This window comes from Sediminibacterium roseum, from assembly GCF_009939005.1.
GTDB classification, from domain to species: domain Bacteria; phylum Bacteroidota; class Bacteroidia; order Chitinophagales; family Chitinophagaceae; genus Sediminibacterium; species Sediminibacterium roseum.
In genome coordinates this window covers 1,520,179-1,542,312 of the sequence record NZ_JAACJS010000015.1, presented here as the reverse complement: position 1 = coordinate 1,542,312, position 22,134 = coordinate 1,520,179, and the positions used below count along the sequence as shown (strand labels likewise).

The following is a 22,134-nucleotide window of genomic DNA, read 5'->3' as shown; positions in this document are numbered from 1 at the left end:
AACGATGGTTTTTTTATAGGTATACCATGAATAAAAAAGCACTTACCGGACTCTGTGTTGCACTGCTGCTGCCGCTCTGCTGTTATCTTTTGTTGCGATACGCCACCAGCAATACGGTAGAAATGCCACGCAGGTACCTGCTCGATTCCGTATCGGAACGCGTAGTGAACGGCAAGACCATCTCCGACAGCATCTGGCACACCACCGCCAACATCCATCTCCGCAACCAGCTGGGCGATTCGGTGAGCCTGTACGATAAGCCGGGAAAAATACTGGTGGTAGACCTTTTCTTTACCAGCTGCGGAAGCATCTGTCCAAAGCTCACCTACAACATGTCTAAACTGCAGCAATCGTTTTTGCGTGGCGGCGACCTGAGAAAAAAAGTGGATACATCGATCGTACAGTTTATGTCGCTCACAGTGGATCCGCAACGCGACAGTGTTCCTGTTTTAAAACACTACGCAGACCAGTACGGCGTTAACCACGACAACTGGTGGCTCTTAACGGGAAACAGGGATTCTATCTATAATTTTGCTTTCCAGGAACTGAAAGTAGACAAGTTCAGCGATGAGCCCGTGAGCCCTGAATTTGTTCATACCAGCCGTTTTGTGCTGATCGATAAAGAGAAGGTGATACGCGGTTATTACAACGGGCTGGATTCTACATCCCTTTCAAAACTTGCGCGCGACATCGGTTTGCTGATGCTCGAGAAAGACAAGAAAAAGAAGAACGAAGTATTTGCCGCTATACTTGACCTGAGCTGGTTATGGCTCATCATCATCGTAAGCGTGATCTTCTTTATGGTCTACCTGCGCAACAAAAGAAAGGCCAACGGGTAGCAACATTTTGTTACCGGTATGTATCATGCAAGTAACAAAAACAATTAAGCGCCGTTAAACAGGAACCGCACCGTTGGTAAAACAAACAAACCATTAACTAACATCACAAACGAACCAACCAAAATGCTAGCACCATCACTCACAAAGAACGACACAAAAGCCAGGTGGCTCATTGGTATTTTTTCCGTTGTTGTGTTTGCCCTTGTTTCGGTTCTGGGCCGCTACCATCTTACGGCTGACCTTGGTTTCGACATACACATTTTTGCAACTGCAAATGCTGCTATCAATACAATTGTCGCAGTATTGCTGGTTGCGGCCCTGGTTGCCGTAAAAAAACAGCGGTACCAGCAACACAAGAAAATGATGATCGCAGCACTGGCATTGTCGGTATTATTCCTGCTTTCATACGTCATGCATCGTCTCTTTGCCGGCGAAGCATTGTTTGGAGATGCGGATCATGATGGGATCGTGAGCGCACAGGAACTGGCCGTTGTAGGCAAAACCCGCGTCGTTTATTTCGTCATCCTCAGCACGCATATTTTACTTGCGGGGTTAACGCTCCCGATCATCCTGTTCACTGCATACCGTGGGTTAACATCAGAATTTGCTGCACACAAGAAGATCGCGCGCATTACATGGCCGTTGTGGTTTTATGTTGCGGTTACGGGGCCGGTGGTTTACTTTATGATCAGCCCGTATTACAGTTAGGGTTCGGAGCGCCCCTTCTCAGAGTTCCAGCTCTACCGAGGGATCCCAGAATTTTTTTTCGAAATCCACGACCGCATCGTTCTTTACGCTGATCTTTTCTTTCTTCAGCAACTCCTCCATTTTAGTGGGTGTTGAAAAATGCATTTTGCCTGATAACATACCGTTGCGGTTTACAACGCGGTGCGCGGGAACCGGGGGCTTAACATGAAACGCGCCATTCATCGCCCAGCCAACCATACGCGCGCTCTTTGCTGCACCAAGATAGGCAGCGATGGCCCCGTAGGATGTAACACGCCCACGCGGCACCTGTCGCGCAACATCGTATACCTGTTCAAAAAAACTGGTATCGGTTCTTCCGCTGGGTAAAACCGATTTTATTTTTTCAGGGGTGGTTTTTTTATGGGGCAACTTGTGTATTTGTGTTTGGAAAGGTAGCAAATTCGGGTGTTGATGCCACAGATTTCACGGATTTACACGGTTGATCGCTAAGGTGAGGGGACGCTCATTAATAACTTTGTCAATCCGTGAAATCTGTGGCATCAACTCTTATTCTGGAGTTTTGTTTCGTTTTGAAAGGAGTTGCGTGCGTGTAGGTTCCGGCACGGACTCATAGTTGTACGGACAATGCCTGCACCCCAAACCACAGCAATACCCCTTTTCAACATGGTATTTTTCGGTGAGCACCATAAAACCACGATCGTCGTAGTAGAAGTCAACACCTTCAATCAGCGTCTTGCTCACGGAACATCTGTTTTAAAACTTCGTCTTTTTCTACCGGCAATGGTTTGTTGATACGGAAACAAACATAGTGGATCCGGTTGCTCTGCGCAATATCCAATCCTTCGTAATGCGTTTTGATCTGCAGCTCGGGTTTAACCGTCTCCTGCTGGTAAACATGATCGGTTTGTTCAACAACTTCGAGTTCAAATAAATGGATCACGGCAAGGGTAAACCGATACAGGTCGGGACTATCCGTTTTCAGGTTGATCAATCCATCCTCCCGGATGATCTGCTGGTAGAGCCTGAGGAATTTCGGATGGGTCAATCTTTTTTTGGCGCGCGATGCACGCAGTTGGGGATCGGGGAAAGTGATCCAGATCTCTGCCACTTCGTTCCTTGCAAAATAATCCGTGATCTTGTCGATGTGCGAACGGATGAACGCAACATGCTGCAAGCCCTCATCCAGCGCCGTTTTCGCGCCGCGCCAGATCCGGTTACCCTTGATATCGATGCCAATGAAATTCCTGTCTGTATACAGCCTTGCGAGCCCCACAGCGTACTCGCCTTTTCCGCAGGCAAGCTCCAGCGTCAGCGGCGCATCGTTCCTGAAAAATTCCTTCCACTTTCCTTTCATATCCTGCGGATACTCCAGCACATTTGGAAAATGCCTGATGGCCTCGAAACGGATGAGTTTTTTTTGTCCCATGAAGAACAAAAATACGGACTTTGAAGGTTAAGATCCCTGAATTCGGCGTGGCGTGAGACAGCTACCCCTCGGCCCCTTTGCCACCCACCGGCGTAAGCACAACCTGCTTCGGCTCATGTGCGAGAATATGGGCCGCTTCAACCATCAGCTCTTTGCTGCCATCGAGCGCTAAAGAAATGGCATGGTCCTCGCGGGTGTCCCACAGCTCATTGACCCAAAAAACATCTTTGTCTTCGGCCTCATGGCTGATCAGGTACAACCTGCAGCCCTTGGCAGCAGATACAATGTTATTGGCCTTCATAAGCAGGCTTAAAAGCTCATCGCCCTTGTCTGGATGGGCGCTGAAGCGGGTATTGAGCGCGTATTGGGACATAGAAATAGATTTTATTAAATCTTTACAACAATCGTTCCACCCATAGCGCCGGCAACGAGTGATTGCATGATCAAAGATGTTAAACAAGTTAAAAAACCAAAAAGGCCACAGAATACATCATTCCATATCTTCGCGGGGTTGAAACTGCTGGCTTACATATTATCATTCTGCATCCTGTTTTGTGCCGTTGCGCCCTGTTGTTTGTTTGACAATTGCGAGGAAACGGAAATGACCGCAAAAAACCAGGATCCGTTTAAAGAGTGCGGCAATTGTTCACCTTTTTCTACCTGTTCAACCTGTCATGGATTTGCCTGCAAACAGGAAACAATGGTGGTATCGCCCGCTGTATTTGATGTAACGCCGGAATATGTTGATCACTCATCCAGCTTCGGCCCCGGCTACCGCAATTCTTTTTTCAAGCCGCCGCGAAATGTTTACGCATAACGGTAAACATTTTTTTCATTTTTTATAATCAATATGAAGCATATACTTATCACAGGTATGCTGCTGTTTGCGTATACGTTTGCGCAGGCGCAGCATAGCCTCAGGCTTTCTGTAAAGAGCAAAGAGAACGGGCAGGCGCTCGGCGGCGCATCGGTAACCATTGCACCGGCCAATAAAAATGCGGTTACAGACAGCGCCGGCATTGCCTCTTTTACAAACCTGCCCGCAGGCAACTATACCGTGCGCGTGGTTTTTGTTGGGATGATGGAGAAAGAGATCCAGGTTATGGTTCCGCAAAACAACACGGGCGCATTTGAGATTGAACTGGAAGAAGAAACGCACGAAGAGGAAGAGGTGATCGTTACCGCAACAAGAACCAGCCGTTCGATCAGCGATATTCCAACACGTGTTGAAACGATCTCGGGAGAAGAGCTCAACGAAAAAGCAAACATGAAACCCGGCGATATCAGGATGCTGCTGAGCGAAAGCACGGGTATTCAAACACAGCAAACATCAGCCACATCCTACAACTCAAGCATACGCATACAGGGACTCGATGGAAGATACACGCAGGTACTGCGCGATGGATTTCCTTTGTACGCGGGCTTTTCAGGCGGGCTGAGCCTGATGCAGGTGGCGCCGCTCGACCTCAGACAGATCGAAGTGGTGAAAGGATCATCGTCTACCTTATACGGCGGTGGAGCGATTGCGGGCCTCGTGAACCTGGTATCCAAAACACCCGGGCAGAAAAAGGAACTGTCTTTTGTAGCCAATGGAACATCTGCCGGCGGACTCGACCTCAGTGGTTTTTACAGTGAGAAGTTTAAAACAACTGGTGTTACTGTTTTTGCATCTTCCAACTCATCGAAGGCATATGATCCTGCATCGATTGGTTTTACGGCAATCCCTTCTTTTGAGCGGTATACGATCAATCCGAAATTGTTCTGGTATGGTAAGAACACAACGGCCAATATCGGGTTCAGTTATGTAACAGAGAAGCGTATCGGGGGCAGCATGGCATTTATAAAGAACGAAGGCCCGGGTTATTTTGAAAAGAACAATACCGATCGTTTTACCACGCAACTGCAGGTAACGCACAAGCTCACCGATCATTCACAATTGAATTTCAAGAACAGTTACAGCCGTTTCAAACGTTTGATAGAAGTGCCGGGCTATGTTTTCAGCGGAACGCAATTATCGGGTTTTACAGAGGCCACCTACAATGTGCAATACAAAAAAACACAATGGGTGGTGGGCGCTAATTTTCTTACGGATGATTTTGACGAAGACAAACAAACCACAACCATCCTTCGCAATTACCACTACAGCACCATCGGCGCATTTGTTCAGCATACATGGTCGCCTGTAAAAGCGTTCACGCTCGAAACGGGTTTGCGTGCGGATCATACCCGCGACTACGGCATTGAATGGTTGCCGCGTTTTTCGGCGATGATGAAATTGTCTGCGCAGGTAACTGCGCGTTTGGGTGGCGGGCTAGGTTACAAGATCCCGACTGTATTCAACGAAGAAGCGGAGCGCACGCAGTTCCAGGCAATACTGCCGATCGATAAATCGGCAACAAAAGACGAACGTTCCGCAGGTGCCAACTTTGATCTCAACTACCGAACAAAGATCGGCGCTGTTGGCTTCACCGCGAACCAGTTGTTTTTTTATACACGTCTGAACCGGCCCCTTGTTTTGTCGACAGCCGGTGCGTACCAGTTTGTAAACGCCAATGGCCACATTGATACAAAGGGAATGGAGACGAACCTTCGTTTTGTGTACGACGACATCAAACTGTTTGTGGGCTACACTTATGCGGATGTGAACACGCATTTCAACAACACGCTTCTGTGGTTGCCGCTGACGGCTCGCCACAGGTTGAACAATGTGTTGATGTATGAGCAGGAAGGAAAACTAAAGATCGGCTTCGAGGCTTATTTTTTCAGTAAACAGGGATTGAACGATGGCACAACCGGACGCGCCTACTGGACTTTTGGTTTGATGGGAGAAAAAACATGGGAGCATGTTTCGCTGTTCATCAATTTCGAAAACTTCACCGATACAAGGCAAACGCGTTACGGATCTATTTACACAGGTGCTGCATCAAACCCGGTGTTCAAAGACATTTATGCGCCGGTTGATGGATTTGTAGTGAATGGAGGCGTGAAGCTGCGATTATAAAACATCGATCGTGGACCGTAAGTTCGTATACGGTTCACGATCTTTTCATCAGTCTTTTCCTGTGCTGCATACCCCAGTTGCTCATGGCTTCGATGATGCTGTTGAGCGATTGGCTGTATTTGGTAAGGGCGTATTCAACCGTAACGGGCGAGGTGTCGTAAACCGTTCGTGTAACGAATTCATTCAGCTCAAGCTCCTTTAATTCTTTTGAAAGGATCTTAGGCGTGATCTCGTTTAGCGAGCGTTGCAGGTCCTTGAAGCGTTTTGGCCCGCTCATCAGCGCGATGATGATGGGCAGTTTCCATTTCCCATTCAGTACGTACAATGTATCACGCACAGCGGCAATGCTGCGTGTGCAGGCCTCGCTGGTGTGTAGGTGTGTTTTGTGATCCATTCTTTTTAAGATTTGATTGATAGCAGTATCCAAAAGGATACCGGTATCCTTTTGGATACTGCTATCCTTTAGATACCAAAGGTAGGTAGCTTTGCTGTTCAAATCAAAAAATATGAGTCAGAAAACAAGAACGATCGTTGGTTGGTCGCTTACCGCATTGGTAGCCCTGGTGCTCCTTATGAGCGCGTCTATGAAGTTAAAAGGCGGCGAAGAGCTGGCCCGCAATGCCGCGATGGTTGGTCTTACAGCGAAAGCCATGTTTTATATTGGCCTGTTGGAACTGGTATCCCTCGCGCTATTCATCATTCCGCGCACCGGAGTCCTGGGAACATTGCTCCTGGCCGCCTACCTGGGTGGCGCGATCGTTACGCATCTTGAGCACGGACAGCCCGCATTCATGCCTGTGGCCGTACAATGCATGGTATGGATAGCCGCGGTGATCAGGTTCCCGGAGTTGGGGAGGCGGTTGGTAGGTAAACAAACGCAGTAAGCATGTTGCTGCCAGACTTAAGTGTAAGCTGGTAAGTGACATTCAAAAAGGCGGGATGATATTTAGATCCTGCGGCTTTTTGCTGCAGTCGAAATGGCTCAGGTTGTGCCGGGATGGTAAAAATTTATTGCTGTTCCACCAGTTGGCTGGGCGCTATCCCGAATTGTTTTTTAAAAGCGAACGAAAAGTGCGACAGGTTTTCAAAACCGACTTCGTAACATACATCCAAAGGCTTTTTCTTTTTTTCAGTAAGCTGGTAATGCGCGAGCTCCAGTCTCTTTTGCGTGAGCCATCGTTGGGGTGTAGAGCTGAACGCTTTCTTGAAGTCGCGTTTGAATGTTGAAATACTTCTGCCAGTCAGGTAACCGAATTTTTCCAATGGCAGGTTGAACATAAAGTTTTTTTCCATATAGTCTGCGAGGTTTATTTTGCCAGGCTCTTCAAAGTTGGCAAGCACATGATCAATATCCTTATCGAGCGTTCTGAGAATACTGATGGCTTCAGTGATCTTAAGGGAAGCGATATCACCGGGGATATCCTCCATGTCAAAATAAGGGATGAGCGAAGCAAGGCAGCTTTCCAGCAACGGATGCCGGCTGAAGCTGAATATTTTTGGTGATTTCAGAGGCAGTGGTTTTATATTCCTGGCAGCGTAAAAGTGCTGGAGCCTGTTTGTTGATAAGTGCATCACTACTGTTTTATGTGGTTGTCCGTCTTTGGGATAGTTAATGATTGTTGCCAGTTGGTTTCTCGGGATCAGGAAGATATCGCCTTTGGTAAAAAAATAAGTGGCATCCGCCTGTACGATCTTGGTTTCTCCGGAAAGAAACCATACAAGCATGTGGTGCTCGAACATAATATCCGACTTGAAAAATTTGTCGTCGTAACTCGAGAGTTTTATGTCTTCGGTAATGTAACGGGCCCTGTATTCCATAATTTTATTTTTTAAGGCAATCCCTGGCGCGAAAATAGAGCATTGCCAATACACCCTTTGTTTAAACGGGCAAGACCAGCAGGTTGAACGGCTGTTGTAGTCCTTCGGATGGAATTGATGAATGCTACGGGTTAAATGTGATTCCAGTCATTTCTTCGGTAAGCGCCCAGAGTTTTTTTGCAGTGGCTTCATCCAGCGAATAAGGGTTTACGCCCCGTGGATGGGCGGCTTCGGCAGAAAGGTGAGCGATGTCTGCATCCTCACAATATACACCGCCGATATGGTTTAATAAGGCCGAGGTTGCACACCAGATGGTTGTGGCGGCGCCTTGCGGAATTGTTTTTAATGAAGCAGCCACTTCCGGGAGCATATTTCCATCTGCGTCTACAAAACCCATTTTCTGAAACAGTTCCAATGGCGCTTCCCTTCCAAGTTCTGTGCCGCCGATAGAACCGGGATGTACAGCATATACCCTTACGTTATGATCGCAGGCGCGATGGTCGAGTTCCACTGAAAAAAGATTAACGGCGGTTTTCGATTGGCCGTAACCCAATAATGTTTCATATTCCCTATTCAGAAAATTAGGGTCTTCAAAATTGAAAGGAGCAAAATGATGTCCGCGAGAAGACACATTGACAACCCTCGCGCCATTGGCTTTTTTCAGCGCGGGCCATAGCCTTGCCGTAAGTTGAAATAGCGCCAGGTAATTGGTAGCCAGCTGCGATTCGATGCCACGTTCATCCCGGCGAAGTGGCACCCACATGATGCCGGCATTGTTGATCAGCAAATCTAGTTGTCTGCCGGAAGCAAGAAAATGATTGGCGAAAGTATCAATGGATAACGGGTTCATTAAATCCATTGGCATTATCTCAACATGGGCTATGTTGAAAAGGTTTTTCCTGGCCTTTTCGGTATCTCTTGCAGGCACTATTACGGTTGCACCCGCTGCTGCCAGCGTTTTCGTTGTCTCCAGGCCAATCCCGGTATTGCCGCCGGTTACGATGGCAATTTTTCCCGTAAGGTTGATCCCTTTGATCACATCGGCGGTTGTTGATTCTGCGTTGAAGCCTGAGCCTGTAGGTTGTTGCAAAGCTCCCTGGTAATTGTCTTGTTCCATGTTTACTGATTTTGTTGGAACAAAAGTAGAAAGCGGCGTGGCAGGTGGCTTTGTTTAGAAGTCCGGAGTTGGTTTGTTCAAAAGGTCATTATTCAAATGGTTCGATAGGATCCGGAAAATAAAAAGACCTCGTAAATTACACATTTACGAGGCCACGATTGCTTGTTAAAAGCTGTAGGGGGAGGGATCGAACCTCCACGAGGCAGTTAGCTATAGCGCAAAGTTCAGTGGTCGACCCTGGTCGCCCCAACCCGAAAGCCGGAACGGCTCTACACTACGTTTATCCTGTTATCCCCACCCCCGAGACAAGGGGGCATGTCTGCCAAAAATTTCATCACCCCACAGTATATAAGAACTACGTCGTTGCTGCTTGACAATACAATATTACGGCAAAAGATCGGTTTGTTGTAAAATATTCAACAAATATTTTGATAATATAGAAATTATACAATAATATTGTTATTGTATTAGATAATATTTAAAAATAGAATAAAAAATGGCGGGCAAATTGAATCTTGACAAATTGGATTTCCAGATCATCCAGGAAATGATGGAAGATGCGGAAATATCCTACGCCGATCTCGGTAAAAAACTCTTCGTATCAGGCGGTACCATTCACGTACGCATCAAGAAACTCGAAGAACTCAAAGTCGTTAAAGGTAAAAAATTATCGGTGGATCTCAAATCCCTCGGCTACGATGTGATCGCCTTTATCGGCGTTTACCTGGAAAAAAGTTCTTTGTACGACAGCGTGGCCAAAGAACTCAAGAAGATCCCCCAGATCGTTCGCCTCAACTACACCACCGGCAACTACAGCATGTTTGCCGAGATCGTTTGCAAAGACATCCAGGAACTCCGGTTTGTGCTTCACGACGAGCTGCAGAAGATCAAAGGAATCGAACGCACAGAAACATTCATCTCGCTCGAAGAGAGCCTCGACAGAAACGTGGTGGTTGCCGCGCAATCCTGAGCCAAATAAATTGTATTTTCAATGAACATGCAAACCTCTTCGTTCAACCTTATCACCACAAGCGCCGTACTGCTGCGTCGATGGAAATTCATTCTTGCATTCGTGGTGGTTTGCGTCCTGGTCGCTGCCATCACGGTTTTTGTTGTGCCGAAATATTTCCGCTCTGCTGCAACCATCGTTTCGGCCAACACAACGCTTGCCGACAAAGGCAGGCTGTTCAACCAGAACATCAATGGCCTCTACTCCTATTTTGGTTCGGGCGATGATCTTGACCGCATACAGGGCATTGCAGAGCGCGACACCACTTTCCTGCAATTGGTGGATGAGTTTGCTCTTGTGAGTTATTATAAACTCAAGAACGACGATAGTGCTGTACTCAGGAAAAAAGCATCCATCTGCCTAAAGAAAAATATTTCATTGCAGAAAACAGAACAGGGGCAGTTGCAGGTCATTGCCTGGACAAAAGATAAAAAGCTATCTGCCGACCTGGTAAACCGCCTGGTTGATATTGTTCAGCAAACCGGCACACAGATCTGGCGCAGCAATTACAACCAGCAGATCGAAAAATTCGACAGCACCTTGTCGGTCATGCAAAAAGAATACGCAACTGTTCTCGACAGCGCAAAAAAAGTGAAAACGGAAAGTACCGGGCCCTTGCGCCTGCAGCAACTTTACGACCGCATACAATCGTTCAGCAAGGTGTCGGACGAATTTAAACTCGCATCCCAAACTTTACCTCCTTTGTTGTATGTGCTGGAACCAGCATCGCCAGCGGCTTTTGCACAGCGGCCCGACAAACCCGCGGTGATCATCGCCGCCGCATTGCTCGCGTTCGTGTTCGCATGTATTGTTGTTTTGGTCAGCGACCGGAAAACTGTTTCCTGATATGCTCACCAACAGCGCCTCATATAGAAAAGCGGCCCTACCGGTTTTTATTTTTTTGGCCTGTGGCATTGTTGCCGTTGCCTGCTGGCAACCCTTGTTCATGCTGATCCCTTTTGGCTGGGTGCTGTTTCCTTTATTGTACGAGTGGTTGGTTGTTGGGCCGCAAAAAATATTCTGGCTGTTGTGCATCGCATTGCCGTTGTCTACCGAACTGAACATTACTCCGCAACTGGGCATTGATTTCCCGGATGAAATTTTACTGGTGCTGCTGGCGGCACTTGTGGCCGTAAAAACCATTCACCAGCCATCCTGGTTTCCGCGCGCTTTGTTGAGAAGCAGTTTGTTTCTGCTGTTGGTGATCCATTTGCTGTGGATACTGGTTACCTGTTTTTATTCTTCGGAGCCGTTGTTGTCGGTAAAATACCTGCTTGCAAAAACATGGTACATCATCCCGCTCGTGGTTTTACCCCAGGTATTGCTTGAAGAAAAAAAAGATTTCAGGAAGCTGGCATTGTGTTTCCTGCTGCCAATGCTTTTTGTTGTGATCCAGGTGCTCGTTCGTCAATCGCTGTACCGTTTTTCTTTTGCGGACGTTAAAAAAGCAATGGCGCCTTTCTTCCGCAACCATGTGAATTATTCTTCCATGCTGGTTTGTCTTTTACCCGTTGCCTGGTGCGCCTGGAAACTTACACCGGCGGGTGATCGGAGAAGAAAATGGATCCTATCTGGTATCGCCATCGGTCTTGCGGGTTTGCTGTTCGCCTATTCGCGCGGCGCGTGGATCGCTTTGCTGGCGGGTATTTCAGCGGTTTGGGTGATCAGGGGAAGATGGATGAACATCGTAGTGGTGGCTGCCCTGACAGTTGTATTGGTATCCACGGTTTGGCTGGCAACAGATAAGAACTACCTGCGGTTTGCGCCTGACCACGACCGCACCGTTTTTCATACCGATTTTAGTGAACACCTCCAGGCAACCGTCGACATGAAAGATGTTTCTACCGCCGAAAGGTTTTACCGTTGGGTTGCAGGCGCAAGAATGCTTGCCGAACGGCCGGTTACGGGTTTTGGCCCCAATGGTTTTTATTCCCATTACAAGCCTTATACCGTAAGCAGTTTTGAGACATGGGTGAGCGACAACAAAGAACATTCCACCGTTCACAATTATTTCCTGCTTACTGCGCTGGAGCAGGGTGTTGCAGGGCTTGCTTTTTTCTGTACCTTGTTTTTTGCCATGTTGCTGCGTGTGCAGCAATTGTATCATAGGATCAAAGATGAATTTTACAGGACCATCGCTCTTGCCATCGGTTCAATATTGGTTATGATCGGTGTTGTAAACAGCCTGAGTGATATGATAGAAACGGATAAGATCGGGAGCCTGTTCTGGCTGTGCCTGGGGCTGATCATCCTTTTGGAAAAGAAGGCCGCAGCGCAGCAACCCGCGGATCAATGATGCAAGTTGCATTCAGCCTTGGTTGTATTTTTTTTCTTAGTCTTTATTTTGAATGCGTAGGCATTAGATCTTTCCTCTTACATTCAAAGCATCCCTCAATCCATTTCCCAGGAGGTTGAATGCGAGTACCAGCAGCATGATCGCTATACCGGGTGCAAGTGCGAGCATGGGATTGTGGGTGATGATGAAATTGTAATTCTCCTTTATCATCAGGCCCCAGCTTGGTTGTGGCGGCTGAACGCCAACGCCGAGAAAACTCAATCCTGCTTCGATAACGATGGCGGATGCAAAATTGCTTGCGGCGATCACCATTACGGGACCGAGTATGTTTGGAAGTATGTGCCTGAAAATGGCCCTTGTGTGCGAGTAGCCCAATGCGCGTGTTGCTTCAATGTATTCCAGCTCGCGAACGGCGAGTACCTGTCCGCGCACGAGCCTGGCAACGTTCACCCACATGGTGAGTCCTACAGCAATAAATACCTGCCAGAAGCCTTTCCCCAGCGCCAGTGTGATGGCAAATACGAGCAGCAGGGTGGGGATGCTCCAGATCACGTTGATGAACCACATGATCACATCGTCAACCCATCCTTTGAAATAGCCTGCGATGGCGCCGAGCAGGATGCCGATGGTGAGGGAGATCAGTACGGCGATCAATCCTACACTCAGGCTGACACGCACACCGATCAGTAGCCGGCTGAGTATATCGCGGCCGAATTTGTCGGTGCCGAGGTAATATTTTGTTTTGACCACGGGTGGATCGCCCGCGAGTGAAAGCGGGATCGATCTTCTTTCGGTGATCCCTTCGTCCACATATTTCTGGAACACGATACTGTCTTTAACCACCGTATAGGCAGTAACGGGCACATATTGATAAGACTCTTCCGCCCCGTTCAACAGTTGTTTGAAGAACCCTGTTTTGGCTACTGTTTTATCTCTTTTGGTACGCAGCAACAAAGTGGTAAAGCCCGGTTTTTTACTTCCGATCTCCGGGATCATGCGGTTGGCATTGGGCGAAGTGTCGGGTGCGATAAAATAACACAGCAGTGCAAGCAGCAAACTCACAATAATCAGGATCAATCCAAAGAATGCGCCTTTGTTTTTGAATAAGCGTTTGAGAAAGGGGGATCTGTTGAGTGTTGCCACGCCTGAAAATTAAGAAATAATGTGTTCACCGAACAGATCAGATTTTCTACCGAATAACCTGATTCTGGTTAAACGTTTGTGAGCTCTTAAGTATCAATATAAAAACCAATTCCATGAGAAAGCTATTTTCTTTCCTGTTGTCACTCATTGCCCTTGTTCCTCTCATGATCTACGCCTGGTGGCCTGGAGAAGACACCAACTGATTTACCGGACCGTTCTCCCCTTCCATTGGTACGTACCGAATTTACCCAGCCATCCGGCCACTACCGTATAAAGCATATGAAATACCTGCATCACGGGAAACCATGCCAGCACGCCCGTTTGCCTGTAAAATTTTGCAACAGGAATCATAAAACCCAGCTCGATCAATGTTTTTGCGAGCAATAACAACAGCCAGTTGTTAAAACCCTTTTCTACAAAAGGCGACCAGGCCAGCAATACCAGTAATAAAAAATTTACGCCGTACACCAGCGCCAGCGTCCAGAATATGCCTTTGTCCTGGTAGCTCCCTGTTTTGCTTGCCCAGCGGATGCGCTGGTTGAGAAAGCTTTTCCAGTCTTTCATCGGCTCCGTTAACACAACCGATTCGCGCGCAAAGAGGTAGCCCATTCTTGCGGGGTATTTCTGTTTGATCTTATACATCAGCAACATATCATCACCACTTGCCACATCATCAATGCCCCTGAACTGCCCTGCTTCATAGAACACATCTTTGCGGTATGCTATGTTTGCGCCGTTGCACATGGTGTGGTAACCTGCAGAAACCGCCGCGGCGGTAATGCCCTGCAGGCTTATGAAATCGAGCAGCTGGAAGTTTTGCAGGAAAGAACCATCGCTTGTAAACATCACAGGCGCGGCAATAAAAACAGGATCGTTCTGCCGGATGAATGCATCAAACCTGTTCAGCCACTGCGTGCCCATTGTGCAGTCTGCATCGGTGGTAACGATCCAGTTGCCATTGCTCTGCGCGATGGCGAATTCGATGGCTTTTTTCTTGTAGGCGTTCAGTTTCCTGCCGTCGATATGGTCGGCAAGGTTTAATAATCGTAGGTTGGTATGTGTTTGCTGGTATGATCTGATGATCTCTTCTGTGCGGTCCGTTGAATGATCGTTGATCACAATGACCTCATACAACCGGGCGGGATAATTTTGCCCAAGCACATTGTTGAGGCACTGCGCGATGTTGTGTTCCTCGTTCCGTGCGGGAATGATGATGGAGAATTTTGTGACGGGGTCATCGGCCTCTTTTTGAAACAGCGGCAACCTCAGGAACCATTGCCTGTACAGCAGGATCAGCAGGCAATAAGCGAGCAGGAGGATGGATGTGATAAGTACGACGATCCAATACATAGGCCAAAGATAGGGAACGGGCCGTTTGCCGGGGGTGTATTGTACATGTGAAAGACAACGGTTCAGATCTTTCAACCCGTAATGGCGTCCAGGATCTGCGGCAGGTATTTCTGTTTCAGTAATTGGTGGCCGGCTTCAATCACTTTTAGTTCGATCAAAGGATTGCTGTTGGCAAATGTGGATGCGTGTTTCGACAGGATCACGTGGTCGTGTTTTCCAAACAACAAACGCACGGGGATCTTGTGCGCGACAACAATCTGCCGCAGCAAAACCTTGCGGGCACGAAACCCGCGAAGGGTGGTCCAGCGGCGGTACAGCGAAAGGCGTTGCTCCGCATCATCAAGATAATAATGTATGAATTTTTGAAGGCTCTTGCTGTACAATCCAAACTTCGCCGCCCGGTCTGTCAATGCAAGAACAGCCGCCGGACGATGCATGAAGTACCGGAACAAACGGCTGCCCGCTTTTGTTCTTGTGGCGATCCACTGCCATTTGTTTTTGTGGAACCCGTCGGGCGCGATCAACACCAGCTTCCCGACCTGTTCCGGTATCAATTGCACCAGCTGCATCGCAATTCTTCCACCCATGCTGTAGCCGAGCAGGTGCATGGGCAGTTTTTTGGGTTTGACCAGGTTGATCAGCCCAACCAGGCTTTCCGGCGTGAAGAGCAGTTCATCGTTCCATATTGTTTTGCCATGAAAAGGGAGATCGATGGCGATGATGGTGAAACGCGCGCCCAGTGCGGGTTCCAGCAACCGGAACGAATCGGCGTTTTCGCCATACCCATGAAAGCATAACAGCCATTCGGCGCCTGTTCCCATCCGCAGGTAGTGAATGCGCGAATGGCCATGGGTGATGTAAAAAGATTCTGCCGCCACGGTTGAACTTTTAAGGGTTTATTCTTGGTAATATCAAAGAAACGAACTTATTTTGAAATTAGTTGCATAACTAACTATATGCCAAACAACCAATTTAGAAGGGGTGAGCTGTACAGCGTGATCAATGGCATGGCATCAACTGCCGTGGCGAGGCGTTTGCAAAAGAATTTCCGGCAGGCCGGGCTTGAGATTACCATCGAGCAATGGAGCGTTCTATACCATTTGTGGAAAGAAGATTGTCTTAGCCAGCAGGAGCTGTGTAACAGGACCTTCCGCGACAAGCCCAGCATTACCCGGCTCATCGATAACCTGGAGAAGCAAAAACTGGTAAAGCGTGTTCCGTCTAAAACGGACCGCCGCATCAACCTCGTGTGTATGACGGATGCCGCCAAAGAGCTGCAGGATCTCACCATCGATCTCGCCAACCAAACCATGAACGAGGCGCTGGTAGGAGTGAACAAGGATGATATTGAGACGGTGAAAGTTGTTTTTCAGAAAGTGTATGATAATCTTACATAGATCGTCAATCTGAATGATGAACGATTGTTCACCATCCGGTGCCGGCAAATTGATAACATAATAAATTTTTCCACCCATGGAACCCACCAAACAAACCAATGCGCTGCACGGCGGCGAGTGGTTGATCAAAGAAAGTAATGCGTTTGAAACGTTCATTCCTGAAGACTTCAATGAAGAGCAGACGATGGTGATGGATATGTGTAAGCAGTTCCTCGACACAGAGGTCCTGCCCATCATCGACCGTATCGACAAACTGGAGCCGGGGCTAATGCCGTCGCTGCTGGAGAAAGCGGGAGAGCAGGGACTGCTGTCTACCGCTTTCCCTGAACAGTATGGCGGGTTGGGAAAAGATTTTATCACTGCATCTATCGTTAACGAAGGATTGGGCGCGGGCCATTCGTTTTCTGTTGCCGTTGCGGCGCATACCGGTATCGGTTCTTTGCCGATCCTGTATTTTGGTACAGATGCACAGAAAGAGAAATACATTCCCAAACTGGCTTCCGGCGAGTGGAAAGGTGCTTACGGGTTAACGGAGCCGAACAGCGGCAGCGATGCGCTGGGCGCAAAAACAACTGCAAGGCTGAGCGAAGACGGGAAACATTACATCCTCAACGGACAGAAATGCTGGATCACCAACGGTGGTTTTGCCGATGTATATACGGTGTTTGCAAAAATAGATGGCGATAAGTTCACGGGCTTTATCGTGGAGCGGGGTTTTGAAGGGTTTACCCAGGGGCCGGAAGAACACAAGATGGGGATCAAAGGATCATCTACCGTACAGTTGTATTTCCAGGATTGCAAGGTGCCCGTGGAAAATGTGTTGGGGGAAATTGGCAAGGGGCACCTGATCGCATTCAACATCCTCAACATCGGCCGTTTGAAATTGTGCGCGGCGGCGTTGGGCGGATCCAAGCGGGCGGCAACCATTTCTATCCAGTATGCAAAAACACGGGAACAGTTCAAATTACCAATCGCTAAGTTCGGAGCGATCCGGCACAAAATGGCCGAAATGGCCGTGCGTATGTGGGTTTGCGAGAGCGCACTGTTCAGGACCGCGAGCTGGATCGATAATAAGGAACACGAGTTGCTTGCCGGTGGAAAAACATTTGCGGAAGCATTGCTTGGCGCCGCCGAAGAGTACGCGATCGAATGTTCTATTTTGAAAGTATACGGAAGCGAGGTGCTGGATTTCGTGGTAGACGAAGGCGTGCAGATACACGGTGGTAACGGTTTCAGTGATGAGTACCTGATCTCGAAAGCATACCGCGACAGCCGCATCAACCGCATTTACGAAGGAACCAATGAGATCAACCGTTTGCTTACGGTGGATATGGTTTTGAAACGCGCAATGAAAGGCAAGCTCGACCTGATGACGCCGGCAATGAATGTGCAGAAGGAGCTGATGAGCATTCCTGATTTCGGGTCGGAAGACGAAGGCGCTTTTGCAAAAGAGCGTAAATATATTGTCAACTTTAAGAAAGCCATCCTCATGGTTGCCGGCGCCGCCGTGCAGAAACTGATGATGCAGCTGGATAAAGAACAGGAGATACTGATGAACATCGCAGACATGGCGATGGAAACCTTCAATGCCGAGAGTGCCTTGCTGCGGGTGATGAAACTGGCAGACAGCAAAGGGGAAGCGGCGGTGAGCCTGCAGGCCGATATCATGCGCACCTACCTGTACGACGCGGCGGACCGCATCAATAAATCGGGTAAAGATGCGCTGAACAGTTTTGCGGATGGCGACGAGCTGCGTATGATGCACATTGGCCTGAAACGGTTTACCAAAGTAGAGCCTTTCAACACCAAAGACGCCCGGAGAAGGATCTCAGACAGGCTGGTGGCAGACGACGGGTACCATCTTTGATTAAAAAAGCATAAAAAATTAGGAGCTTTCGGAAAAGTTCTTCATATTCGGGAACTGTTTTACGATTGCTTGCTCAAAACAAAGCCTCATCGCCGAAAAAGTGATGAGGTTTTTTTATTTCCTGTACCCAACCCTTTTTGGGTTTCTTCCATCTTAGCAGAAAAATCCGCTTGCTTTTTCATTCTGTTAACAACAACATAATTGATCGATACAAAACCCTCATTCATGCCTTTTAACAATAAGTTAAACAGCATCTCCTGCATTTTGCAGTCATTAAATAAACTGCCCGTGTCATTGTTGCCACAGATTGCACAGAACGACACGGTTCTGTGTTTTCCCTGAAATCTGTGGCAATAAAATGAACGAAGCAAAAACCAAACGCGTATCGCAGGATTTTTATAACTGTTGTTCATGAGAAAAATTATTATCATCAGCGATGATGATCGTTACAGACCGTTATTACACGAATACCTCAAAACCGGCCCCGGCATATTCATCGCAGGTATGTTTGCCACCGCCGAAGAAGCGCAACCTACGCTTGATGAGATCAAATGCGACGTGCTTTTTGCCAGCCTTCCTGTTTTATTATTACCAGCCATCGAAAGAAAAGAAATACCCGTATTGGTTTGCCTGGGCGAAGAGAAAGACATGGTTTCTCCCGAAACCGGTCGCAATATTTTTGCGTGGCTCCACCTGCCGTTCAGTTATGAGCGGGTATTATCGTTACTCCAAAACATCGAGCTATATATGATACAATTGTCAACGCGGACGGAAGAAAAAAGGGGTTATGTATTCATCAAATCGGAATACAAACTGATCCGGATCAACCTTTCGGATATCCTGTACCTCTCCGGGCTGCGCGATTATACGCAGGTGTTTTTAAAAGGGAAATTATCGCCGCTGACGACCCTGCAGAACCTGAAGGATTTTGAAACAAAATTGCCTGATCACAATTTCATCCGGGTGCACCGATCCTATATCATATCGCTGAGCCAGGTAGATTCGATCAGCCGGAGCGAGATCGTGATCGGCACGCATGTGATACCGATCGGCAATGCATACAGGCAGATGCTGGATGAGATCATCAATGCCGCTAACCAATAGCAACTTTTGGAAAGTTTAAACTTTCCAAAAGTTGCCATTTCTTTCTATTAACGAAGTACTGGGGCTCTATCCAGGTCCTCAACAGTAATAACCGGGAAGGCCCTCGCTTTCATTCTCTCTACAACCAGGTTCCCGATCTTTTTTGCATCGGCTTCTGTTGCAAAACCTTTTCTTCCTTCGATAGCGGGCATGTATTCCTGGTGAATGTAGATCGCATCATCTTTAAGAACATCATAACCCCAACCCATTCCGGTATGAAAGGTTTTTACCGTAACAATGCCCGCTACCGCCTGCTCCTGCTTTACCAGGCGCTTGTATGCGAACAGTACCACCGCAAAAATAAAAAACGCATAGATCCAGTATTTCTTAATCATATGCATTGTAGGTTACGTCTGGCTGAAATTCATCAATGTCATCAAAATAGTAAGTGCTGTTCCTGCCGCAGGCAATAAATCCCCTGCCTTTAACGGCAAAAGCAACGGCGCCGGTTCTTTCGGAGCGCTCGTAGGTTGTTTTGCGCGACCAGAGATCGGTTGCAAAGTCGTACACCCATGTTTTCTTATTGTATGCACCGCTCTCTCCCGTGGTAATGTATGCCTTGGTGCCGATCACAAAACCTGCGCCGTTGTTGCGTATGATGTCTGAGTAATCATCGTCGTAGGTATCGGAACTCACATTGGAAATATCACGGAGCTGCGTCCATGCTGCGGTTGAAGGGTCGTAGACCCATGCATCGGTTACGCTTGTGCCATTGTTGATGCCTGTGAACACATAGGCTTTGTTGTTGTAAACAAGCGCGATGGCGCCGGAGCGTTTTGTTCCGCCAAGGCTTACCAGCTGTGTCCATGAGCCGCCATTGTTCGTGCCGCCTGTTGGTGTAAATTCCCACATGTCTTTTGTATAACCGCCATCAAAGCCCGTAGAAATGTATCCTTTGCCGTTGATGCCGAATGCTACCGCATCGTACCTCGCTGTTCCGCCGAAGTTTGCCTTTTGTGTCCATTTGTTGGTAGAAGGATCGTATTCCCATGTGTCGTTCAAACGGTTGAGTCCGTCGTAACCGGTAGCGATGTACCCCTTGCTGCCCACGGTAAAACCCACTGCAGAGTTTCTTGCCACGCCGGGGAACTGTGCGCGTTGCGTCCAGAAATTCTTTACGGGATCATAGGCCCAGAAATCTGTGTAGCGATTGGAACCATCAAACCCTGTTCCTATATATGCGGTATCGCCAATGGTGAACGACGCGGCCTCGGTTCGTGCATTGCCCTCGAACTCGGAACGTTTGAGCCAGTTGCCGCTTGTATCTTCATCAGAAGACGAGTCGCTGCTTTTGGAACATGAAATAAGAACCAGCACGATACTCGCCGGCAAAAGAAAATAGTACTTTAATCGCTTCATGTAATAAAATTTTGACTGAAATTATCTTCCCGCCCCTGACGCAAATCGTTAAAATGGATTTGCGTGGATTTTTTACAGACGAAGAGAAGTTTTTTGTCTGCGAGAAATAAGCTGTGTGCTGCAGGCCAACAGCCACGCGTTTTTCAGCATGCACGCATCTTTTTTTGGGGGAAATAAAAAAGCGCGGACCCTGTGCTTTCTCTCCGCAGACAAAAACCCAACCCTGATCGTCGCAATCCGATAATTCATCCATACTAACAATTTTGTAACAGCACACGATTCTATTATTGTACCGTTCAAGTATAAAAAACTGTACGGCCCAATAATATTTGCTGATGGTGAAAAATAAATTGTACCTGTTCCTGCTGTTTGTTTGCGTTACATGGTTTGCATGTAAGAAAGTTGATATTCAGTTTGGCGATCAGTTTCTTGACAATGGTTATACGCAGGTAATAAAAGTAGACTCTTTCAATGCAGAATTGTCTACGGTATATATCGATTCATTTGGTACATCGGCCTCGGGCGTTGCCATGATCGGCGGTTACAATGATCCTGTATTCGGGAAGATCAGCACCAGTTCGTATTTTGAATTTGCGCCACCCACTTATGTCGATTCTTTTGCAGGAACCACCTTCGATTCCATCGCGTTGATCGTTCAGCCTACAGGCAGCTATATCGGCGATTCTACAAAACCTGTGCACATAGAGGTGAACAGGCTGGCGCAGGCAATCGTTCCATCAGACAATAGTTCCTCTATTCTTTTTAACACCAATTCGTTTGCCGTAATGCCTTCGTTGCTTGGCTCGAAAGATGCAATTGTTCGTCCCACAGCAAACGAACCGGTCCGCATAAGGCTCGATGATGCCTTCGGAAAGGCGCTGCTCAAAAAATACCAGAACAACAACGATGGCGACATACAAACACTGGACGCCTTTCTTCAATATTTTTTCGGCATACGTGTGAGCGCTTCGGCAAACAGTTCAATGATCTTTAACTGCAAAGACAGCGTGGTGATGCGATTGTATTATAAGAAGCCAGGTTTGTACACAGAGGACCGTGTGATCAATTTTACACTGAACAACAACGCGCATCAATTCAACCATGTTGAGGTGGACCGTTCTGCCGCCGTGTTAAAGAACCTAGCTTCGGCAAAGGAGATAAAGAGCGGCAATATCAACAATGCGGCTTACACATTGTACCCCGCCGGCGCCATGACGAAGATCCGTTTTCCCTCGGTGCGTGATATACTGAAGATGCCTTCGTATGCGAAAATACTGAAGGCAACGCTTACGGTAAGGCCACTGCGTGGATCGTATGGTTCGGGATCGTATACGTTGCCGCCGCAGTTGCGGCTTTGTACCACCACCACCCTTAACCAGCTTGGTGCAGACATTTATATCTACACGAGCGGCGGCTCCATCGAAACGCTCACCGGCAACCTGCAGGTTGATCAATTGTACGGGGAAAATACAAGCTATTCTTACGACATCACCAATTACCTGCGCACCGTTGTTGCAGATGGAACGATCAACGGAAATGGTCTTTTGCTGTTGCCGCCATCGGGCGTTTATACCTCGCAATTCGGACGCGTGGTCATTGGCGACCGCAACAATGCGCTGGGAAAAACAGAATTGGACATTGTGTATGCAGCCGTGCAATAA

The 22,134-nt window shown here is 47.8% G+C and carries 26 protein-coding genes; 12 read left to right on the top strand and 14 right to left on the bottom strand.

What is annotated here, in order from left to right; translation table 11 throughout:
* Nucleotides 1-26: 26 nt before the first annotated feature.
* Nucleotides 27-839 carry an SCO family protein gene (locus GWC95_RS17870; RefSeq protein ID WP_161820072.1) on the top strand — a complete coding sequence of 271 codons (813 nt, stop codon included), beginning with the start codon at nucleotides 27-29 and terminating at the stop codon, nucleotides 837-839.
* A 123-nt stretch (nucleotides 840-962) separates the two neighbouring features.
* The gene (locus GWC95_RS17865; protein ID WP_161820071.1) at nucleotides 963-1,547 is read left to right on the top strand and encodes a DUF420 domain-containing protein; all 585 of its coding nucleotides are present in this window, start codon (nucleotides 963-965) and stop codon (nucleotides 1,545-1,547) included.
* Between the two features lie 18 nt (nucleotides 1,548-1,565).
* Here GWC95_RS17865 and GWC95_RS17860 read toward each other — a convergent pair whose 3' ends face one another.
* From GWC95_RS17860 to GWC95_RS17845, 4 genes are all read right to left on the bottom strand, one after another.
* Nucleotides 1,566-1,955, bottom strand: a complete 390-nt coding sequence (locus tag GWC95_RS17860; protein ID WP_161820070.1) for an MGMT family protein — start codon at nucleotides 1,953-1,955, stop codon at nucleotides 1,566-1,568.
* 138 nt (nucleotides 1,956-2,093) lie between these two features.
* Complete coding sequence (locus tag GWC95_RS17855) at nucleotides 2,094-2,288, bottom strand: DUF5522 domain-containing protein (RefSeq protein WP_161820069.1); 195 nt, start codon at nucleotides 2,286-2,288, stop codon at nucleotides 2,094-2,096.
* Complete coding sequence (trmB, locus tag GWC95_RS17850; RefSeq protein WP_161820068.1) at nucleotides 2,269-2,973, bottom strand: tRNA (guanosine(46)-N7)-methyltransferase TrmB; 705 nt, start codon at nucleotides 2,971-2,973, stop codon at nucleotides 2,269-2,271. Before trmB ends, GWC95_RS17855 begins: the two co-directional genes overlap by 20 nt.
* 61 nt (nucleotides 2,974-3,034) lie before the next feature.
* Nucleotides 3,035-3,346, bottom strand: coding sequence for a putative quinol monooxygenase (locus tag GWC95_RS17845; RefSeq protein ID WP_161820067.1), 312 nt, complete (start codon nucleotides 3,344-3,346; stop codon nucleotides 3,035-3,037).
* 66 nt (nucleotides 3,347-3,412) lie between these two features.
* Here GWC95_RS17845 and GWC95_RS20015 point away from each other — a divergent pair, with 66 nt between their 5' ends.
* Nucleotides 3,413-3,790, top strand: a complete 378-nt coding sequence (locus GWC95_RS20015; RefSeq protein ID WP_161820066.1) for a DUF6660 family protein — start codon at nucleotides 3,413-3,415, stop codon at nucleotides 3,788-3,790.
* A gap of 33 nt (nucleotides 3,791-3,823) precedes the next feature.
* Nucleotides 3,824-5,974 (top strand): TonB-dependent receptor, encoded by a 2,151-nt coding sequence (locus GWC95_RS17835; RefSeq protein WP_237722201.1) that lies wholly within the window; start codon nucleotides 3,824-3,826, stop codon nucleotides 5,972-5,974.
* 34 nt (nucleotides 5,975-6,008) lie between these two features.
* Here the strand turns inward: GWC95_RS17835 and GWC95_RS17830 are convergent, their stop codons facing one another.
* Nucleotides 6,009-6,368 carry a winged helix-turn-helix transcriptional regulator gene (locus GWC95_RS17830; protein WP_161820065.1) on the bottom strand — a complete coding sequence of 120 codons (360 nt, stop codon included), beginning with the start codon at nucleotides 6,366-6,368 and terminating at the stop codon, nucleotides 6,009-6,011.
* A gap of 112 nt (nucleotides 6,369-6,480) precedes the next feature.
* Here GWC95_RS17830 and GWC95_RS17825 point away from each other — a divergent pair, with 112 nt between their 5' ends.
* Nucleotides 6,481-6,858 (top strand): DoxX family protein, encoded by a 378-nt coding sequence (locus tag GWC95_RS17825; protein WP_161820064.1) that lies wholly within the window; start codon nucleotides 6,481-6,483, stop codon nucleotides 6,856-6,858.
* 124 nt (nucleotides 6,859-6,982) lie between these two features.
* On the opposite strand, the gene GWC95_RS17820 is transcribed toward GWC95_RS17825, so the two are convergent.
* Both GWC95_RS17820 and GWC95_RS17815 read right to left on the bottom strand, forming a co-directional pair.
* A complete protein-coding gene (locus tag GWC95_RS17820) occupies nucleotides 6,983-7,792 on the bottom strand; it encodes a helix-turn-helix domain-containing protein (RefSeq protein ID WP_161820063.1) in 810 nt (269 codons plus the stop codon).
* A 124-nt stretch (nucleotides 7,793-7,916) separates the two neighbouring features.
* Complete coding sequence (locus GWC95_RS17815) at nucleotides 7,917-8,909, bottom strand: SDR family NAD(P)-dependent oxidoreductase (protein WP_161820062.1); 993 nt, start codon at nucleotides 8,907-8,909, stop codon at nucleotides 7,917-7,919.
* 496 nt (nucleotides 8,910-9,405) lie between these two features.
* Here GWC95_RS17815 and GWC95_RS17810 point away from each other — a divergent pair, with 496 nt between their 5' ends.
* The 3 genes from GWC95_RS17810 to GWC95_RS17800 are packed head-to-tail and all read left to right on the top strand — an operon-like array spanning nucleotide 9,406 to nucleotide 12,214.
* The gene (locus GWC95_RS17810) at nucleotides 9,406-9,879 is read left to right on the top strand and encodes an Lrp/AsnC ligand binding domain-containing protein (protein ID WP_161820061.1); all 474 of its coding nucleotides are present in this window, start codon (nucleotides 9,406-9,408) and stop codon (nucleotides 9,877-9,879) included.
* A 21-nt stretch (nucleotides 9,880-9,900) separates the two neighbouring features.
* Nucleotides 9,901-10,764 (top strand): GumC domain-containing protein, encoded by an 864-nt coding sequence (locus tag GWC95_RS17805; protein ID WP_161820060.1) that lies wholly within the window; start codon nucleotides 9,901-9,903, stop codon nucleotides 10,762-10,764.
* Between the two features lies 1 nt (nucleotide 10,765).
* On the top strand, nucleotides 10,766-12,214 hold the full coding sequence (locus GWC95_RS17800) for an O-antigen ligase family protein (protein ID WP_161820059.1): 1,449 nt from the start codon (nucleotides 10,766-10,768) through the stop codon (nucleotides 12,212-12,214).
* A gap of 63 nt (nucleotides 12,215-12,277) precedes the next feature.
* Here GWC95_RS17800 and GWC95_RS17795 read toward each other — a convergent pair whose 3' ends face one another.
* The 3 genes from GWC95_RS17795 to GWC95_RS17785 all read right to left on the bottom strand — a co-directional run bounded on the left by GWC95_RS17795 (nucleotide 12,278) and on the right by GWC95_RS17785 (nucleotide 15,585).
* The gene (locus GWC95_RS17795) at nucleotides 12,278-13,357 is read right to left on the bottom strand and encodes an ABC transporter permease (RefSeq protein WP_161820058.1); all 1,080 of its coding nucleotides are present in this window, start codon (nucleotides 13,355-13,357) and stop codon (nucleotides 12,278-12,280) included.
* Nucleotides 13,358-13,561: 204 nt separating this feature from the next.
* Nucleotides 13,562-14,707: a glycosyltransferase gene (locus GWC95_RS17790; protein ID WP_161820057.1), complete on the bottom strand. Its 1,146-nt coding sequence runs from the start codon at nucleotides 14,705-14,707 to the stop codon at nucleotides 13,562-13,564.
* A 71-nt stretch (nucleotides 14,708-14,778) separates the two neighbouring features.
* Entirely contained in the window at nucleotides 14,779-15,585 is an 807-nt protein-coding gene (locus tag GWC95_RS17785; RefSeq protein ID WP_161820056.1) for an alpha/beta fold hydrolase, read from the bottom strand.
* 78 nt (nucleotides 15,586-15,663) lie between these two features.
* Here GWC95_RS17785 and GWC95_RS17780 point away from each other — a divergent pair, with 78 nt between their 5' ends.
* A complete protein-coding gene (locus GWC95_RS17780; RefSeq protein WP_161820055.1) occupies nucleotides 15,664-16,104 on the top strand; it encodes a MarR family winged helix-turn-helix transcriptional regulator in 441 nt (146 codons plus the stop codon).
* 76 nt (nucleotides 16,105-16,180) lie between these two features.
* Nucleotides 16,181-17,971, top strand: a complete 1,791-nt coding sequence (locus GWC95_RS17775; protein ID WP_161820054.1) for an acyl-CoA dehydrogenase family protein — start codon at nucleotides 16,181-16,183, stop codon at nucleotides 17,969-17,971.
* An 86-nt stretch (nucleotides 17,972-18,057) separates the two neighbouring features.
* Here GWC95_RS17775 and GWC95_RS17770 read toward each other — a convergent pair whose 3' ends face one another.
* Nucleotides 18,058-18,384, bottom strand: a complete 327-nt coding sequence (locus tag GWC95_RS17770) for a hypothetical protein (RefSeq protein WP_161820053.1) — start codon at nucleotides 18,382-18,384, stop codon at nucleotides 18,058-18,060.
* Here GWC95_RS17770 and GWC95_RS17765 point away from each other — a divergent pair.
* Nucleotides 18,383-19,075, top strand: a complete 693-nt coding sequence (locus GWC95_RS17765) for a LytR/AlgR family response regulator transcription factor (protein WP_161820052.1) — start codon at nucleotides 18,383-18,385, stop codon at nucleotides 19,073-19,075. The two genes, GWC95_RS17770 and GWC95_RS17765, sit on opposite strands and share 2 nt — an antisense overlap.
* Before the next feature lie 47 nt (nucleotides 19,076-19,122).
* On the opposite strand, the gene GWC95_RS17760 is transcribed toward GWC95_RS17765, so the two are convergent.
* The 3 genes from GWC95_RS17760 to GWC95_RS17750 are packed head-to-tail and all read right to left on the bottom strand — an operon-like array spanning nucleotide 19,123 to nucleotide 20,726.
* On the bottom strand, nucleotides 19,123-19,449 hold the full coding sequence (locus GWC95_RS17760; RefSeq protein ID WP_161820051.1) for a DUF4907 domain-containing protein: 327 nt from the start codon (nucleotides 19,447-19,449) through the stop codon (nucleotides 19,123-19,125).
* Nucleotides 19,442-20,473 carry a Kelch repeat-containing protein gene (locus GWC95_RS17755; RefSeq protein WP_161820050.1) on the bottom strand — a complete coding sequence of 344 codons (1,032 nt, stop codon included), beginning with the start codon at nucleotides 20,471-20,473 and terminating at the stop codon, nucleotides 19,442-19,444. Before GWC95_RS17755 ends, GWC95_RS17760 begins: the two co-directional genes overlap by 8 nt.
* Nucleotides 20,385-20,726 carry a hypothetical protein gene (locus GWC95_RS17750; RefSeq protein WP_161820049.1) on the bottom strand — a complete coding sequence of 114 codons (342 nt, stop codon included), beginning with the start codon at nucleotides 20,724-20,726 and terminating at the stop codon, nucleotides 20,385-20,387. The genes GWC95_RS17755 and GWC95_RS17750 overlap by 89 nt, the downstream gene beginning before the upstream one ends.
* Before the next feature lie 82 nt (nucleotides 20,727-20,808).
* Here GWC95_RS17750 and GWC95_RS17745 point away from each other — a divergent pair, with 82 nt between their 5' ends.
* Entirely contained in the window at nucleotides 20,809-22,134 is a 1,326-nt protein-coding gene (locus tag GWC95_RS17745; RefSeq protein ID WP_161820048.1) for a DUF4270 family protein, read from the top strand.

Bases quoted from the DNA above. Each gene is read 5' to 3' on its own strand.
- GWC95_RS17870 (WP_161820072.1), top strand. From the start codon at position 27: ATGAATAAAAAAGCACTTACCGGACTCTGTGTTGCACTGCTGCTGCCG.
- GWC95_RS17865 (WP_161820071.1), top strand. From the start codon at position 963: ATGCTAGCACCATCACTCACAAAGAACGACACAAAAGCCAGGTGGCTC.
- trmB (WP_161820068.1), bottom strand. From the start codon at position 2,973: ATGGGACAAAAAAAACTCATCCGTTTCGAGGCCATCAGGCATTTTCCA.
- GWC95_RS17845 (WP_161820067.1), bottom strand. From the start codon at position 3,346: ATGTCCCAATACGCGCTCAATACCCGCTTCAGCGCCCATCCAGACAAG.
- GWC95_RS20015 (WP_161820066.1), top strand. From the start codon at position 3,413: ATGATCAAAGATGTTAAACAAGTTAAAAAACCAAAAAGGCCACAGAAT.
- GWC95_RS17835 (WP_237722201.1), top strand. From the start codon at position 3,824: ATGAAGCATATACTTATCACAGGTATGCTGCTGTTTGCGTATACGTTT.
- GWC95_RS17830 (WP_161820065.1), bottom strand. From the start codon at position 6,368: ATGGATCACAAAACACACCTACACACCAGCGAGGCCTGCACACGCAGC.
- GWC95_RS17825 (WP_161820064.1), top strand. From the start codon at position 6,481: ATGAGTCAGAAAACAAGAACGATCGTTGGTTGGTCGCTTACCGCATTG.
- GWC95_RS17820 (WP_161820063.1), bottom strand. From the start codon at position 7,792: ATGGAATACAGGGCCCGTTACATTACCGAAGACATAAAACTCTCGAGT.
- GWC95_RS17815 (WP_161820062.1), bottom strand. From the start codon at position 8,909: ATGGAACAAGACAATTACCAGGGAGCTTTGCAACAACCTACAGGCTCA.
- GWC95_RS17810 (WP_161820061.1), top strand. From the start codon at position 9,406: ATGGCGGGCAAATTGAATCTTGACAAATTGGATTTCCAGATCATCCAG.
- GWC95_RS17805 (WP_161820060.1), top strand. From the start codon at position 9,901: ATGAACATGCAAACCTCTTCGTTCAACCTTATCACCACAAGCGCCGTA.
- GWC95_RS17800 (WP_161820059.1), top strand. From the start codon at position 10,766: ATGCTCACCAACAGCGCCTCATATAGAAAAGCGGCCCTACCGGTTTTT.
- GWC95_RS17790 (WP_161820057.1), bottom strand. From the start codon at position 14,707: ATGTATTGGATCGTCGTACTTATCACATCCATCCTCCTGCTCGCTTAT.
- GWC95_RS17780 (WP_161820055.1), top strand. From the start codon at position 15,664: ATGCCAAACAACCAATTTAGAAGGGGTGAGCTGTACAGCGTGATCAAT.
- GWC95_RS17775 (WP_161820054.1), top strand. From the start codon at position 16,181: ATGGAACCCACCAAACAAACCAATGCGCTGCACGGCGGCGAGTGGTTG.
- GWC95_RS17765 (WP_161820052.1), top strand. From the start codon at position 18,383: ATGAGAAAAATTATTATCATCAGCGATGATGATCGTTACAGACCGTTA.
- GWC95_RS17770 (WP_161820053.1), bottom strand. From the start codon at position 18,384: ATGAACAACAGTTATAAAAATCCTGCGATACGCGTTTGGTTTTTGCTT.
- GWC95_RS17760 (WP_161820051.1), bottom strand. From the start codon at position 19,449: ATGATTAAGAAATACTGGATCTATGCGTTTTTTATTTTTGCGGTGGTA.
- GWC95_RS17755 (WP_161820050.1), bottom strand. From the start codon at position 20,473: ATGAAGCGATTAAAGTACTATTTTCTTTTGCCGGCGAGTATCGTGCTG.
- GWC95_RS17750 (WP_161820049.1), bottom strand. From the start codon at position 20,726: ATGGATGAATTATCGGATTGCGACGATCAGGGTTGGGTTTTTGTCTGC.
- GWC95_RS17745 (WP_161820048.1), top strand. From the start codon at position 20,809: ATGGTGAAAAATAAATTGTACCTGTTCCTGCTGTTTGTTTGCGTTACA.